Source organism: Inquilinus sp. Marseille-Q2685, from assembly GCF_916619195.1.
GTDB lineage: Bacteria > Pseudomonadota > Alphaproteobacteria > DSM-16000 > Inquilinaceae > Inquilinus.
Genome location: NZ_CAKAKL010000002.1, coordinates 420391 through 433449, shown reverse-complemented (window position 1 = coordinate 433449; position 13059 = coordinate 420391). Strand labels below are relative to the sequence as shown.

The following is a 13059-nucleotide window of genomic DNA, read 5'->3' as shown; positions in this document are numbered from 1 at the left end:
TCCGTTCCGGTCCCTACCCTATCTCCACGTGGTGAGGTGGCGTCCCCGCCCCTAAGGCAAGGAATTTCCATGAGCACGAAGCCCGTCTCGGATACCAGCTTCGAAACCGACGTCCTGAAGGCCTCGGGTCCCGTCCTGGTGGACTTCTGGGCCGAATGGTGCGGCCCCTGCAAGATGATCGCCCCGGCGCTGGAGGAGATCGCCGCCGAGTTGGGCGAGAAGGTCAGCGTCGTCAAGCTGAACATCGACGACAACCCGCTGACCCCGCCGAAATACGGCGTGCGCGGCATCCCGACCCTGATGCTGTTCAAGGACGGCCAGGTCGCCGCCACCAAGATCGGCGCCGTGCCGAAGGGCGCGCTGCACCAGTGGGTCGAGAGCAACCTCTGATCCTGCGGCGATCCTGACGAAAGCCCCGCTCCGGCGGGGCTTTTTCATGGGCGATGGGCCGGGTTCGCCTACTCCACCTTCTCGCCCGGATACGCGCCCCAGAAGGACGCGCGGCGCATCCAGCCGCGATAGCCCTTGAGGTCGACATAGCACCAGTCGGCCTGCGCCCCGTCGCCCGGGCAGCGCAGCAGCGAACCGATCACCCCCGGCTCCGCCTTCGCCATCAGCCCCGAACCCTCGCTGGGCTCGTTGTAGATCGGCTGGTCCTCCTTGCCGGTGACCACCAGGCTGCGCCGGCGGGTCAGCAGTGCCTGGTGCACCCAGCCCTCGATCCCCTCCCAGTCGCGCACCCGGCGCCAAGTGTCGAACTCCGCGATCACCTCGACCGGCAGGCCCTTCTTGCTGACCACCCATTCGACCGGATAGCGCTCGCCCGGCCCGGTGCGGAGGTTCACCTCGTCCGACCGCAGCGACACGAATCGCGGCACCGGCTGGCCGCTGCCGGCGGCATGGGCCGCGAGCGGCACGGCGGCGAGGAGAAGGGCGGCGAGGAGGCGGCGCATGGGGCTCCGTCTGGCGGCGGTCGATGCCGACACAAGAATCCCGGCCGCCGCCGCCGTCAAGTGCGTCCGTAGCGGCGCATGATCTCCGGCAGCCGCTCGACCGGCAAAGCGTGGCTGACCCGGCCCTGGCGGCCCCTGGTGGTCTCGGCGGCGCAGAGCGAGTTCCAGATCGCCTCCTCCGTCGCCTCGACCACCGCCGCCATCAGCGGCTGCAGCGCGAAATCCGGCAGCATGCGCAGGTTCTCGAAGGGCAGCGCCCGGCCGGTATCGGTGGCCTGGCCGAGGTCGTTGCCGGTGGAGAAGGCGATGAACACGTCGCCGCTGCCCGGCCAGCCGAGGCCGCCGACCCGCGCCAGGCCCAGCCCGGCCCGCTGGGCCAGCCGCTTCAGCTGGTGCGGGAACAGGGGCGCGTCGGTGGCGACCACCACCAGGATCGAGCCCTCGACCCGGCGCTGGGCGAAGCAGCTGGGCACGTCGGCGACCGGGATCTCGCGCCCGACCGGCACGCCGTCGAGCAGCAGCCGGTCGCGGTCGCCGTAATTGGTCTGCACCAGGATGCCGACGGTCCAGCTGTCGGCCCCCTGGGCGACGATGCGCGAGGCGGTGCCGGTGCCGGCCTTGAACTCATGCGCGTTCGTGCCGGTGCCGCCGCCGGCGCAGCCCTCGGCCACCGGATCGGCGGTGGCGCGGCGCAGCGCCTCCAGCGCATGGTGCGGCCGCAGCACGAAATGCTCGCTCTCGGACAGCCAGCCGTCATAGGTCTCGGCCACCAGCGGCATCTTGAAGTCGGCGCCGGTGGCCAGCGTCATCTCGGCCTCCACCATGCCCTCGTGCACGGCGCCGATCGAGAAGGTGCCGGTCAGGGCCAGCGGGCCGCAGAGCAGGCCGAATTCGTTGATCCAGGTCAGGCCGGTGACCTCGCTGTTGCCGTTCAGCACATGGCCGGCGGCGAACAGGTTGCGGCGCCAGATCTCGCCGTCCTGCGGCACGATCGCGGTGATGCCGGTGCGGATGACGTGCGGCGCCTCTTCCATCAGGGTGACCTGGCCGACCAGCACGCCGGGAACATCGGTGATGCCGTTCTTCGGGCCGGGCGGCAGCGTGCCGATCGACAATCCCAGATCCCGCAACCTCGCGCGCGCCATCCCACCCTCGCTCTGATATCGGAGCTTCGCCCCCGTGCCTGGGTAGCAGGCCGGGCGGGCGCGATCTACGCCCCGATTGGGTGGGCGGCTGCGGCCCCATTCGAGCCGGAGGTAAAGAAAAAGGGCCGACCCATGGCCGGCCCGAGTTGAACAGGGAGGTTCATGCACGATGCGGACGTGCACCCGTAGAACCCTTCGCAAAGGGGGAGGTTCCCACCCCCTTGAAAAATTTTGCCCGCCATGCATGCGCCGCCGGAATTTGCCTATCTTCTAGGCGGAACGGGCCCCGTCGCTATCCCAGAGCGGCGTCGAACAAGGCCTCGTAATCGGCCCGCGACACCGGCCGGGCGTTGCTGGCGGTGGAGTGGTCGGCCAGGGCGCCGGCGACCGCGCGGTCGCGATGCGCCTCGGTCACACCCATCTGCCGCAGGCTCTTCGGCAGGCCGAGCCGAGCGTTGAGGTCCTCGATCGCGGCGGCGAGGTCGGCGTCCTCCGCCAGCCCCATGGCGCGGGCCAGCCGGGGATATTTCGCGGCCGCCGCCGGGGCGTTGAAGCGCAGCACCGCCGGCAGGATCACGGCGTTCAGCGTGCCGTGATGCAGCACCGGGTCGGGGATGGCGCCCAGCGCATGCGACAGGCCGTGCACCGCGCCCAGCCCCTTCTGGAAGGTCAGCCCGCCCTCCAGCGCCGCCATCATCATCTCGGCCCGCGCCTCGCGGTCGCCGCCGTCGGCCACCGCCCGCGGCAGGAAGCGCATGGCGCGGCCGGCGCCGTCCAGCGCGATGGCATCGGCCGGCGGGTTGGCGCGCGGCGACAGGAAGGTCTCGATGCAATGGGTCAGCGCGTCCATGCCGGTCGCGGCGGTCAGGAGCGGCGGCAGGCCGAGCGTCAGCTCGGGGTCGCAGACGGCGCGGGCCGGGATCAGATGCGGGCTGATCAGCGCCAGCTTGCGGCCGTCGCGCAGGGTGATCAGGGCGCCGCGCCCGACCTCGCTGCCGGTGCCGGCGGTGGTCGGCACCGCGACCAGCGGCGCCACCGGGCCGATGCGGCCGGCGCCGCCCTCGATCAGCGCGTATTCGGCCAGCTGCCCGGCATGGGTGGCGCGCAGGGCCACGGCCTTGGCCAGGTCCATGGCCGAGCCGCCGCCGAGCGCCACCAGCCCGTCGCAGGCGGCGTGCCGGAAGACCTCGAACGCCGCATCGACCGCCGCCTCGGTCGGGTTGCCCGGCGTCTCGGCAAAGACAGCATGCTCCGCCGGCAGCATCCGGCGCACCCGGTCGAGCAGCGGCAGCCGGGCGATGCCCGGATCGGTGACCAGCAGCGGCTTGCGGATGCCGAGCTCCGCCAGCTCCTGCGGCAGCAGCTCGACCGCGCCCGCCCCGAAGCGGGTGGTGGTCAGATAGGTGATGGTGTCGGCCATCGATGCGGTCCTCGGTCCTGGCGATCTGGGAGTCCACGGAAACCCTAGAGGATGACGCCCGGTATCGGAAGCCGGCGCAAAGCCTTTGCGCGCCCCGGCGCAATACGCAAAACGATCCATGGAGGCCGGCGATAAGCTGCCGCGGCAACGATCCCGGAGCCGCCATGACCGCCCGCCCCGTCCTCGACCATGCCCGCCTGATCGACCGGCTGCAGCGCCTGGGCGCCATCGGCCGCGGCCCGTCCGGCGGGCCGACCCGGCTGGCCGCGACCGATGCCGACCGCGACGGCCGCGACCTGGTGGCGGGCTGGATGCGGGAGGCCGGGCTGGAGGTGCGGGTCGACCGCATCGGCAACATCTTCGGCCTCTGGCCCGCCCCCGGCGCCGCCGATCCGGTGATGGTCGGGTCGCATATCGACACGGTGATCGACGCCGGCATCTATGACGGCTGCTTTGGCGTGCTGGCCGGGCTGGCAGTGGTCGAGGCGCTGCGGGCCGCCGGCGCCAGGCCGGCCCGGCCGGTCGCGGTCGCCACCTTCACCAATGAGGAGGGCGTGCGGTTCCAGCCGGACATGATGGGGTCGCTGGTCCATGCCGGCGGGCTGGACCTCGACGCCGCCCTGGCCACGGTCGGCACCGACGGCGCCGTGCTGGGCGAGGAGCTGGCGCGGATCGGCTATGCCGGCGACCTCGCGCCCGGATCGATCCGGCCGGCCTGCTATCTCGAGCTGCACATCGAGCAGGGCCCGGTGCTGGAGGCGGAGGGGCTGGCGATCGGCGCCGTCGACACGCTGCAGGGCATCTCCTGGCAGCGGATCACCATCGCCGGCGCCGCCAACCATGCCGGCACCACGCCGATCGCGGCCCGCCGCGACGCCGGGCTGGCCGCCGCCCGGGTCATCGCCCATCTGCGCGACCGCGTGGCCGGCGCCAATGCCGGAACGCTGGCCACGGTCGGCTCGCTGCGGCTGGAGCCGGGCGCGATCAACGTCATCCCGTCCCGCGCCGTGTTCACGGTCGACCTGCGCGACCCGGACGAGGAGCGGCTGCAGGCGGCCGAGGCGGCGCTGGCAGGCTATCTCGAGACGTTGGCTGCGGCCGAGGGCGTCGAGGTGGCGACCGAGCGGCTGGCCCGATTCGAGCCGGTGCGCTTCGACCCCGAGCTGGTGCGGCTGATCGCCGAGGCGGCGGAGCGGCGCGGCCATCGCTGGCGGCGCATCACCTCCGGCGCCGGACACGACGCCCAGATGATCGCCCGGATCGCGCCGTCGGCGATGATCTTCGTGCCCAGCCGCGGCGGCATCAGCCACAACCCGGCGGAGTTCACCGCGCCGGACCAGCTGGCTGCCGGCGCCGATGTGCTGCTGGACGTGGTGGCGCGGCTGGTGGACGCCTGAGGCCAGGTCGCTCCCATTTTGTCATGCCCGGGCCTGACCCGGGCATCCAGGAAATGTCGATGCCGCTCCCGGCGGCCTCTGGATTGCCGGGTCAAGCCCGGCAATGACAGAAAAGGAAAAGGCCTTCTGACCTAGGCCCGGATCAGGGTTCCGACGCCGCCTTCGGTGAAGACCTCGAGCAGCACGGCGTGCGGCACGCGGCCGTCCATGATCACCGCCCCCTCGACCCCCTGCTCGACCGCCGAGATGCAGGTCTCGAGCTTCGGGATCATGCCGCCGGAGATGGTGCCGTCGGTCATCAGCTCGCGCGCCCGGGCCAGCGGCAGCTCCTGGATCAGCGCCTTATCCTTGTCCAGCACGCCGGCGACGTCGGTCAGCAGGAAGAAGCGGGTGGCGTTCAGCGCCGCGGCGATGGCGCCCGCCGCCGTGTCGGCGTTGATGTTGTAGCTCTCGCCGCGCGGGCCGACGCCGATCGGCGCGATCACCGGGATGAAGTCGCTGTCCTCGAACGCCTCGAGGATCTCCGGGTTCACCGCCGCCGGCTCGCCGACGAATCCCAGGTCGAGGATGCGCTCGATGTTGCTGTCGGGGTCGCGCTTGGTGCGCTGCAGCTTGCGGGCCGAGATCAGCGCCCCGTCCTTGCCGGAGACGCCGACCGCCTTGCCGCCGACCGCCTGGATGGCCGAGACGATCTGCTTGTTGATGTTGCCGGACAGCACCATCTCGACCACGTCGACGGTGTTGCGGTCGGTGATGCGCAGCCCGTCGACGAATTCCGACTTGATCTGCAGCCGCTCCAGCATCGCGCCGATCTGCGGGCCGCCGCCATGCACCACCACCGGGTTGATGCCGACCTGCTTCAGAAGCACGACGTCGCGGGCGAAGCTCTCGGTCAGCGAATCGTCGCCCATGGCGTTGCCGCCGTACTTGATCACGAAGGTGGCGCCGGCGTAGCGGCGCATGAAGGGCAGCGCCTCGACCAGGGTGTTGGCCTTGTCGAGCGAGGCGGCGGGCAGCTTGGGCGGGGCGGCGAAGGGCTTGGTCATCGGGCTCGTATCCTGCGAGCGGTTGCCGGCGCCCCTCTCATGCCCCAGCGCGCGGCCGCGATCAACCGCGCTCAGCCGTTCTTCGCGATCTCCGCCAGGAAGGCGCGCAGTTCGGGGATGCCCTCGCCCTTGTCGCTGCTGGTCAGCATCACCTTCGGAAAGGCGGCCGGGTGGCGCTTCAGCGCCGCCTCGACCTCCGGGATCCGGCGCTCGCGCTCGCCCTTGCCGACCTTGTCCATCTTGGTCAGCACCACCTGGGTGGCCACGGCGGTGTCGTCGAGCAGCTTCAGGATCTCCGTGTCCGACTCCTTGATGCCGTGCCGGCCGTCGATCAGCACCAGGGCCCGGCGCAGCGTCGCCCGGCCGCGCAGATAGCCCTTCAGCGTGTCGGTCCAGCCCTGGGACAGCGACTTCGACACCTTGGCGTAGCCGTAGCCCGGCAGGTCGACCAGCGACAGTAGGCCGCCGAGGTCGAAGAAGTTGAGCTGCTGGGTGCGGCCCGGGGTGTGGCTGGTGCGGGCCAGGGTCTTCCGCCCGGTCAGCGCGTTGACCAGGCTGGACTTGCCGACATTCGAGCGGCCGGCGAAGGCGATCTCCGGCAGGCCCGCGGGCGGCAGGTCGGACAGCGAGGCCGAGCCCCAGGTGAAGCGGCATTCCTGCGCGAACAGCAGCCGCCCCGCCTCGATCGCCTCCGGTCCGTAGGTGTCCACGCCGGTCGCCTGCGCCTCCGTCACCCCTTGCGGCCCGCCGGCTTGCGCGTGACGGGTCCCTTCGGGGCGGCGGGAGCCTTGGCGTCGCCGCTGCCGTTCTTCTTGCGCGTCACCGAGGGCGGCGCGACCGGCGATTCGGCGCCTTCCTCGACCCCGCCCGAGATCTTCACATGCATGCGCTTCATGATCGACCACTGCTGCAGGATCGTCAGCGTGTTGTTCCACGCCCAGTACACCACCAGGCCGACCGGGAAATGCGCCAGCATGAAGGTGAACACCACCGGCAGCAGCATGAACACCTTGGCCTGGACCGGGTCGGCCGGCGCCGGGTTCAGCTTCTGCTGCAGGAACATGGTCACGCCCATGATCAGCGGCCAGGCGCCGATCATCAGCATCGCCGGCGGGGCCCAGGGGATCAGGCCGAACAGGTTGAACAGCGTGGTCGGGTCGGGCGCCGACAGGTCATGGACCCAGCCGAAGAACGGCGCGTGCCGCATCTCGATGGTGACCAGCAGCACCTTGTAGAGGGCGAAGAACACCGGGATCTGGATCAGGATCGGCAGGCAGCCGGCGGCCGGGTTGACCTTCTCGCGCTTGTACAGCGCCATCAGCTCCTGCTGCTGCTTGGCGCGGTCGTCGGCATAGCGCTCGCGCAGCTTCACCATCTCCGGCTGCAGCGCCTTCATCTTCGCCATCGAGCGGTAGGACTTGTCCGCCAGCGGGTAGAAAAGCAGCTTCAGGGCGAGGGTGAAGATCAGGATCGCGACGCCGAAATTGCCGACCAGGCTGTGGATCCAGGCCAGGACCTTGAAGAACGGCTTGGTCAGGAACCAGAACCAGCCGAAATCGATGGCGAAGTCGAACTTGGTGATGTTCAGCGTCTCGGCATAGCTGCCGATCAGGTCGACCTCCTTGGCGCCGGCGAACAGCCGGCCGGTCGAGTCCACCGTCTGGCCCGGGGCCACGGTGACGGGGTCGGCCTGGTAGGTGGCGAGGTAGCGGCCCTCGCCGTCCGACTGATGCAGGAACTGGGTGTCGACCTTGACCGACTGGTCCGGGATCAGCGCCGCCAGCCAGTACTTGTCGGTGAAGCCGAGCCAGCCGCCGGTGGTGCTGTGGCGGATCGCCTTGTCGTCCTGGACGTCCTTGTAGGTCTTCTCGTCCAGCGTGCCGTTGAAGACGCCGTACGGCCCCTCATGCAGCACGAAATAGCCCTGCGTCACCGGCGTGCCGAAGCGCAGCACCCGGCCGTAGGGGGCCAGCTGCACCGGCTTGTCGGTGTTGTTCACGACCCGCTGGACCACCGTGAACATGAAGTTGGCGTCGACCGAGATGGTGCGCTCGAACACCAGCCCCTGGCCGTTGTCCCAGCGCAGCACCACCGGCGCGTCCGGGGTCAGCGTCTGCCGGTCGGCGGTCCACACCGTGTTCGCGCCCGGCACCACGACCGAGGGGTCGGCCGGCGCCCAGCCGTAATCGGCATAGTAGGGGGACGGGCCGCCCAGCGGCGTCAGCAGCACGATCTCCGGGCTGTTCGGGTCGACCGTCTCGCGGTAGTCGCGCAGGGTGACGTCGTCGATCCGGCCGCCGGTCAGGTTGATCGAGCCGTGCAGGCGCGGCGCGTCGATCTTGACCCGGCTGGTCTGGGCCAGCGCCTGGGCGCGGTCCATCGGCGCCTGCGCGGCGCTGCCGATCGCGGTCGGCGCCTGGGGCGACGCGGTCGAGGTGGTGGTGGCCTGCTGCTGCGGCGCCGGGGTCGGCTTCGGCGCCGGGAACAGGAACTGGAAGCCGAGAAGGATGGCCAGCGACAGGGCGATCGCCAGGATCAGGTTCTTCTGGTCGGTCATCGCATCAGGGCTCCGGTCCCGGCCCCTGCCCCTTGATCTGGCCGGCCGGTCAGTCGTGTACGGTCAATGGTCGGTGGGCCGGGCCGCGCCGCAGCAGGCGTCATGGCCCCGTCCACCGGCAGTCTTGGTCAGGGTATCGGGCACGGGGTCATACCCCGACCCGCCCCAGGGGTGGCAACGCGCAATGCGCCGCAGGGCCAGCCAGCCCCCGGCGATCGCACCGTGCCGCTCAATAGCCTCGATCGCGTATGCGGAGCAAGTGGGCGCGAAGCGGCACTGGCGTCCGATCAGCGCCGACAGGCTGTAGCGGTAGCCGATCACCAGGGCGCGCAGCCCGTGGGCCAGCGGGCTCATGCCGCGGTTCCTCCCGCCTCCGCCCCTGCGGCCTCTGGCGCCGGGCGCACGGCCCCCAGCTTCTGCAGCGCGCGGTCGAGATCGGCGACGAGGTCGGCGAACGGCCGGCGGATGGTCTCGCCGCGGGCGATCAGCACCAGGTCGAGCCCCGGCGCCGCCCGACGGCCCAGCACCTCGGCGGCGGCGGCGCGCAGCCGTCGGCGCGCCCGGTTGCGGGCGACCGAATTGCCGACCTTGCGGCTGGCGGTGTAGCCGACGCGGAGATCGCAGCCGGCCGTCGCCTCCGCATCGGTCCCAGCCTGGTCCCAGCGGCGCAGCTGGACGATCACGCCCGGCTGCGCCCATTTGCGGCGCGTGCCGGCCACGGCCAAAAACTCGGCCCGCTTCTTCAGCCGGCCGAGGCGGATCATGGAAGGATCGTCAAGGCGGACGCGCATCCGGTCACCCCGGCCGCGAAAGCCGGTTAAGCGGAGAGGCGCTTCCGGCCCTTGGCGCGGCGATTGGACAGCACGCGGCGACCGCCGACGGTCTCCATGCGGGCGCGGAAGCCGTGGCGGCGCTTACGCACCAGCTTGCTCGGCTGATAGGTTCTCTTCACGGTCGGAACTCCGGATGGCTCACTGCGCCCTTCCGGACGCAAAACGGTCGCGGGTTATAGGCATGACCGGCGCCCGAGTCAATCGATCCGGCTACGGATCGGTGTGGGGGATCGGTGCGGGGATGCGCCGGACGCGGATCTTCCGGTAGATTGGGCGCCATGGCATGGAATCCCACCAACACCCTGAAATTCGCCGGCCCGCGGCTGCAGCCCGGGCTCGACCTCATCACCCGGCTGCCGGACATCGAGGCGCGGCGGATCGTCGATCTCGGCTGCGGCACCGGCGCGCTGGCCGCCCAGCTGGCCGAGCGCTGGCCGCGCGCCGCGGTCACCGGGCTCGACCGCGACCGCAACGCCCTGCGCGAGGCGCGGCAGACCCATCCGGACCTGGACTGGGTCGAAGGCGACATCGCCGACTGGACGCCCAAGGAGCCGGTGGACCTGATCTTCTCCAACGCCGCGCTGCAATGGGTGGAGGGGCATGACGCGCTGGTCCCGCGCCTGCTGTCCTTCCTGGCCCCCGGCGGCGTTCTGGCGGTGCAGATGCCGCGCAACCACGACGCGCCGAGCCATGTGCTGATGCGCGCCCTGGCGTCGGAGCCGCCCTGGGCCGGCCGGATCCCGCTGCGCCGCCCGCCGGTCGGCACTCCGGCCGCCTATTACGACCTGCTGGCGCCGCGCACCGAGGCGCTGGACATCTGGGAGACCGAGTACCTGCACGTTCTGAAGGGCGACAATCCGGTGCTGCACTGGGTCCGCGGCACGGCGCTGCTGCCGGTGATGGCGGCGCTGTCGGGGCCGGAGCTCGACGCCTTCATCGCCAGCTACGCCGCCCGGCTGGCCCAGGCCTATCCGCCGCAGCCCGACGGCAGCACCCTGTTCCCGTTCCGCCGCCTGCTGCTGCTGGCCCGGGTGGGGGCGTGAAGCGGACCCGGCTGTCACCGCTCCTCAAACCTCCCGGATACCCTGACAGCCGGCCGCCTTCGCAGCCTTGACGAATTTGCGGTCGAAGGTCGCGAAGCCTTCGCAATGCGCCGATCGGCCGAGGTGAAGCGCATCAGCGAAATCCATCCCCTTCTCGGCGAGGTCGAGGGCGGCGGCGACAATGGCTCCGTCCTCGACCGTCACCGTGGGAAGGCCCGCGAACGCCCGCAGCGCGCGCACAACATCTACCGGGCGATAGCCGTAGGCGCTGCGCAGCACCCATTCGACTTCGAGCATGACCGTGACCGGGGCGAAGACCGGCTGGCCATCGATCAGCTTGCGGGCACGGGCAGACTGGCCGGGATGGTCGCCGGTCAGGTAACGGACGATCAGATTGGTATCAATCGCGAGCATGCCGCCGCCGGGCCTCGGCGAGCACGGCGGCGTCCATCTCCTCGAGCGACTTGGGCGTGCCGCGATGGGGAAGCGAGCCGAACACGTCCTCGGGCCGCGTCCCGGGAAAGGCTGGGATGGGCCGCAACAGCACGCCTTCGGGCGTTTCCTCGACCAGCAGCCGCGTTCCCGCCCGCCACTCCCGCCGCTGGCGGATGGTGCTGGGCAGGATCACCTGCCCCTTGGTGGAAACGGTGGTCGTGAGCTGATCCGCGCCGGCCATCACGCTCGCATCCCGCCAAAGTAAGACGATGGTAAGATAGAGACCGAAGGCACGCGCTTCAAGTGGTGGGCCAGATCCCTTGCTGGCCGAAAGGTCCGGCAGAGCCCAGTGCCCGGACGGCCTGGACGATCGTCTGCCGATAGTCGCCCGCCTGCTTCGGACCGAAGGCTTGGGTGGTCCAATGAAGGATGGAAGCGCGGTCCTGGTTGGCCGCGATGTCTCAGCGGACCTGCCAACGGCCCCCGGCCATCCGGAATCAGTCCGCCGAACCGGATTCGAGGGCGCCGGCTATGGCTTTCTCGGCTATCGCATTCATGTGCCGCTCCAGATCGTCCATGGAGTCGAACTCGGTGTACTCCCCGCGCTCCATCGCGGCGATTCCGACATCGACTGCGGCCCGGAGGCGCTCCAGCCTGGCCGCATTCTCCTGCTCCCGCTGTTCGACGAGGCGGAGGCCCTCGCGCAGGACCTCGCTGGCGTTCTGGTAGCGGCCGGACTTGACCAGCCCTTCGATCAGCTTGGCCTGATGATCGGTCACGACGACGTTGCGGGTCGGCATCAGCGCTGTCCTCTGAACACGGCTGCAGACCCATAAGATAGGGCGATTGGCATAATATGCTAATCGCCCCGATCGTGTTCGGCCTGCGCCGCCCTCACTTCCGCGGCTTGTACCAGGCGTCCAGGGTCTCCTGCACCTTGGCGGCGGCCTGCTCGGCGGTCATGGTGCCGTTCAGCACCTGGGCCGAGACGTTCCAGATCGCCTGGTCGACATTGGGCTTGCCGCGCGACAGGATCTGGTGCGCCAGGCGGATGTTGCCGCCGCATTTGTCCTTCCAGCTCTGGAACTCCGCCGCCAGCGGGTCCTTCAGTTCGACCTTGTGGGTCGACAGGGTGAAGAAGCCCGGCAGGGCGTTGGTGTAGAGCGTCGCGAACTCGGCCGAGGCGACCCATTCCAGGAAGGCGCGCGCCGCCTCCGGATGCTTGGTATGGGCGTTCATGCCGAAGCCGATATCGGTGTGGTTCGAGATGAAGCACGGATCGCCCGCCTTCGCCACCGGCGGCGGGAAGGCGCCCATCGGGAACTCGGCCTGGGCTTCGAACAGCGGGATCTCCCACGACCCGGCCGGGTAGATCGCGGCCCGACCGAGGGTGAACAGGTTCTGGCTGTCCGGGTAGGACTGCGCCTCGTAGCCGTCGGCCAGATAGGGCTTCCACTTCGCCAGCTCGGCCCAGGCGGCGACATAGGGCGGGTCGGTGAACTTGGCGGTGCCGGCGATCAGCGCCTTGCGGCCGGGATCGCCCTGCCAGTGGTTCGGGCCGATGTTCTGGAAGCCCATGGTCGCGGCCTCCCATTGGTCGGCGGTGCCGATCGACAGCGGGATCTCCCCGGCGGCCTTGATCTTGTCGAGCAGGGCGAAGAACTCGGCCTCCGTCTGCGGCGGCGCCAGGCCGAGCTTGTCGAAGATCTCCTTGTTGTAGATGAAGCCGCCGATGACCGAGCCGACCGGCACGCAGTAGGTGGTCTTGCCGTCGTCGGTGCTCCAGGCCGTCCGCGACGCCTCCGGGAAGGCGTCGATGCCCTTGAGGTCGTTGACCGAGGCCAGATGGCCCTTCTGGAACAGCGCCAGCGAAGCGTCGAAGGCGCGGCAGGCGACGATGTCGCCGGCGACCCCGCCCTCCATCTTGGCGTTCAGCGCGGCGTTGTACTCGGTCGGGGCAGAGGGCGCGAAGTTCAGCTTGATCCCCGGATGCGACGCCTCGAAGGCCGGGATGATCGTGTCCTGCCAGATCTTGAGGTCGTCGTTGCGCCAGCTCTCGATCGTCAGCGTCACGTCCGCGGCCTGCGCGGCACCGGCCAGGACGGCGAGCGCCGCGCCCGTCATCAGGGCGCGGGTCAGGATGGTGGTCATTGTCTCGGGCCTCCCCTTTTGGCTGGTCTAGACCACACGGCAGGCCGGCCGACTTGTCAAGCCCGCGGACGAGGGGAGA

16 protein-coding genes are annotated in these 13059 nt (G+C 70.3%); 3 read left to right on the top strand and 13 right to left on the bottom strand.

From position 1 onward, the window contains the following. Positions 1–69: 69 nt before the first annotated feature. On the top strand, positions 70–390 hold the full coding sequence (gene trxA / locus LG391_RS11055) for a thioredoxin TrxA (RefSeq protein WP_026869154.1): 321 nt from the start codon (positions 70–72) through the stop codon (positions 388–390). 68 nt (positions 391–458) lie between these two features. On the opposite strand, the gene LG391_RS11050 is transcribed toward trxA, so the two are convergent. The 3 genes from LG391_RS11050 to LG391_RS11040 form a co-directional block, all read right to left on the bottom strand. Beyond that, complete coding sequence (locus tag LG391_RS11050; RefSeq protein ID WP_225768066.1) at positions 459–953, bottom strand: SH3 domain-containing protein; 495 nt, start codon at positions 951–953, stop codon at positions 459–461. 56 nt (positions 954–1009) lie between these two features. After that, on the bottom strand, positions 1010–2098 hold the full coding sequence (locus LG391_RS11045) for a P1 family peptidase (RefSeq protein WP_225768065.1): 1089 nt from the start codon (positions 2096–2098) through the stop codon (positions 1010–1012). 292 nt (positions 2099–2390) lie between these two features. Continuing rightward, on the bottom strand, positions 2391–3518 hold the full coding sequence (locus LG391_RS11040) for an iron-containing alcohol dehydrogenase (RefSeq protein ID WP_225768064.1): 1128 nt from the start codon (positions 3516–3518) through the stop codon (positions 2391–2393). A 164-nt stretch (positions 3519–3682) separates the two neighbouring features. Between LG391_RS11040 and LG391_RS11035 the strand changes: the two genes are divergently transcribed. Then, positions 3683–4915, top strand: a complete 1233-nt coding sequence (locus tag LG391_RS11035) for a Zn-dependent hydrolase (protein WP_225768063.1) — start codon at positions 3683–3685, stop codon at positions 4913–4915. Between the two features lie 131 nt (positions 4916–5046). Here LG391_RS11035 and argB read toward each other — a convergent pair whose 3' ends face one another. From argB to rpmH, 6 genes are all read right to left on the bottom strand, one after another. Then, complete coding sequence (argB, locus tag LG391_RS11030; RefSeq protein WP_225768062.1) at positions 5047–5961, bottom strand: acetylglutamate kinase; 915 nt, start codon at positions 5959–5961, stop codon at positions 5047–5049. Between the two features lie 71 nt (positions 5962–6032). Beyond that, on the bottom strand, positions 6033–6671 hold the full coding sequence (gene yihA / locus LG391_RS11025) for a ribosome biogenesis GTP-binding protein YihA/YsxC (protein WP_225768061.1): 639 nt from the start codon (positions 6669–6671) through the stop codon (positions 6033–6035). A gap of 20 nt (positions 6672–6691) precedes the next feature. Continuing rightward, positions 6692–8518, bottom strand: coding sequence for a membrane protein insertase YidC (gene yidC / locus LG391_RS11020; protein ID WP_225768060.1), 1827 nt, complete (start codon positions 8516–8518; stop codon positions 6692–6694). Between the two features lie 63 nt (positions 8519–8581). After that, positions 8582–8872 (bottom strand): membrane protein insertion efficiency factor YidD, encoded by a 291-nt coding sequence (gene yidD, locus LG391_RS11015; RefSeq protein WP_225768059.1) that lies wholly within the window; start codon positions 8870–8872, stop codon positions 8582–8584. Beyond that, the gene (rnpA, locus tag LG391_RS11010) at positions 8869–9282 is read right to left on the bottom strand and encodes a ribonuclease P protein component (protein ID WP_225768058.1); all 414 of its coding nucleotides are present in this window, start codon (positions 9280–9282) and stop codon (positions 8869–8871) included. The genes yidD and rnpA overlap by 4 nt, the downstream gene beginning before the upstream one ends. A gap of 53 nt (positions 9283–9335) precedes the next feature. Further along, complete coding sequence (gene rpmH / locus LG391_RS11005) at positions 9336–9470, bottom strand: 50S ribosomal protein L34 (RefSeq protein ID WP_081991844.1); 135 nt, start codon at positions 9468–9470, stop codon at positions 9336–9338. A 159-nt stretch (positions 9471–9629) separates the two neighbouring features. On the opposite strand from rpmH, the gene LG391_RS11000 reads away from it, so the two are divergent. Further along, positions 9630–10394, top strand: a complete 765-nt coding sequence (locus tag LG391_RS11000) for a methyltransferase domain-containing protein (RefSeq protein WP_225768057.1) — start codon at positions 9630–9632, stop codon at positions 10392–10394. Between the two features lie 24 nt (positions 10395–10418). On the opposite strand, the gene LG391_RS10995 is transcribed toward LG391_RS11000, so the two are convergent. The 4 genes from LG391_RS10995 to LG391_RS10980 all read right to left on the bottom strand — a co-directional run bounded on the left by LG391_RS10995 (position 10419) and on the right by LG391_RS10980 (position 12980). After that, the gene (locus LG391_RS10995) at positions 10419–10808 is read right to left on the bottom strand and encodes a type II toxin-antitoxin system VapC family toxin (RefSeq protein WP_225768056.1); all 390 of its coding nucleotides are present in this window, start codon (positions 10806–10808) and stop codon (positions 10419–10421) included. Further along, a complete protein-coding gene (locus LG391_RS10990; protein ID WP_225768055.1) occupies positions 10795–11070 on the bottom strand; it encodes an AbrB/MazE/SpoVT family DNA-binding domain-containing protein in 276 nt (91 codons plus the stop codon). The genes LG391_RS10995 and LG391_RS10990 overlap by 14 nt, the downstream gene beginning before the upstream one ends. A gap of 256 nt (positions 11071–11326) precedes the next feature. After that, positions 11327–11629, bottom strand: coding sequence for a type II toxin-antitoxin system ParD family antitoxin (locus LG391_RS10985; protein ID WP_225768054.1), 303 nt, complete (start codon positions 11627–11629; stop codon positions 11327–11329). A gap of 94 nt (positions 11630–11723) precedes the next feature. Then, on the bottom strand, positions 11724–12980 hold the full coding sequence (locus tag LG391_RS10980; RefSeq protein ID WP_225768053.1) for an ABC transporter substrate-binding protein: 1257 nt from the start codon (positions 12978–12980) through the stop codon (positions 11724–11726). Between the last annotated feature and the right edge of the window lie 79 nt (positions 12981–13059).

What these genes read in the sequence shown, in the direction of transcription:
- trxA (WP_026869154.1), top strand. Translation starts at nt 70, where the DNA reads ATGAGCACGAAGCCCGTCTCGGATACCAGCTTCGAAACCGACGTCCTG.
- LG391_RS11050 (WP_225768066.1), bottom strand. Translation starts at nt 953, where the DNA reads ATGCGCCGCCTCCTCGCCGCCCTTCTCCTCGCCGCCGTGCCGCTCGCG.
- LG391_RS11045 (WP_225768065.1), bottom strand. Translation starts at nt 2,098, where the DNA reads ATGGCGCGCGCGAGGTTGCGGGATCTGGGATTGTCGATCGGCACGCTG.
- LG391_RS11040 (WP_225768064.1), bottom strand. Translation starts at nt 3,518, where the DNA reads ATGGCCGACACCATCACCTATCTGACCACCACCCGCTTCGGGGCGGGC.
- LG391_RS11035 (WP_225768063.1), top strand. Translation starts at nt 3,683, where the DNA reads ATGACCGCCCGCCCCGTCCTCGACCATGCCCGCCTGATCGACCGGCTG.
- argB (WP_225768062.1), bottom strand. Translation starts at nt 5,961, where the DNA reads ATGACCAAGCCCTTCGCCGCCCCGCCCAAGCTGCCCGCCGCCTCGCTC.
- yidC (WP_225768060.1), bottom strand. Translation starts at nt 8,518, where the DNA reads ATGACCGACCAGAAGAACCTGATCCTGGCGATCGCCCTGTCGCTGGCC.
- yidD (WP_225768059.1), bottom strand. Translation starts at nt 8,872, where the DNA reads ATGAGCCCGCTGGCCCACGGGCTGCGCGCCCTGGTGATCGGCTACCGC.
- rnpA (WP_225768058.1), bottom strand. Translation starts at nt 9,282, where the DNA reads ATGATCCGCCTCGGCCGGCTGAAGAAGCGGGCCGAGTTTTTGGCCGTG.
- LG391_RS11000 (WP_225768057.1), top strand. Translation starts at nt 9,630, where the DNA reads ATGGCATGGAATCCCACCAACACCCTGAAATTCGCCGGCCCGCGGCTG.
- LG391_RS10995 (WP_225768056.1), bottom strand. Translation starts at nt 10,808, where the DNA reads ATGCTCGCGATTGATACCAATCTGATCGTCCGTTACCTGACCGGCGAC.
- LG391_RS10990 (WP_225768055.1), bottom strand. Translation starts at nt 11,070, where the DNA reads ATGGCCGGCGCGGATCAGCTCACGACCACCGTTTCCACCAAGGGGCAG.
- LG391_RS10985 (WP_225768054.1), bottom strand. Translation starts at nt 11,629, where the DNA reads ATGCCGACCCGCAACGTCGTCGTGACCGATCATCAGGCCAAGCTGATC.
- LG391_RS10980 (WP_225768053.1), bottom strand. Translation starts at nt 12,980, where the DNA reads ATGACCACCATCCTGACCCGCGCCCTGATGACGGGCGCGGCGCTCGCC.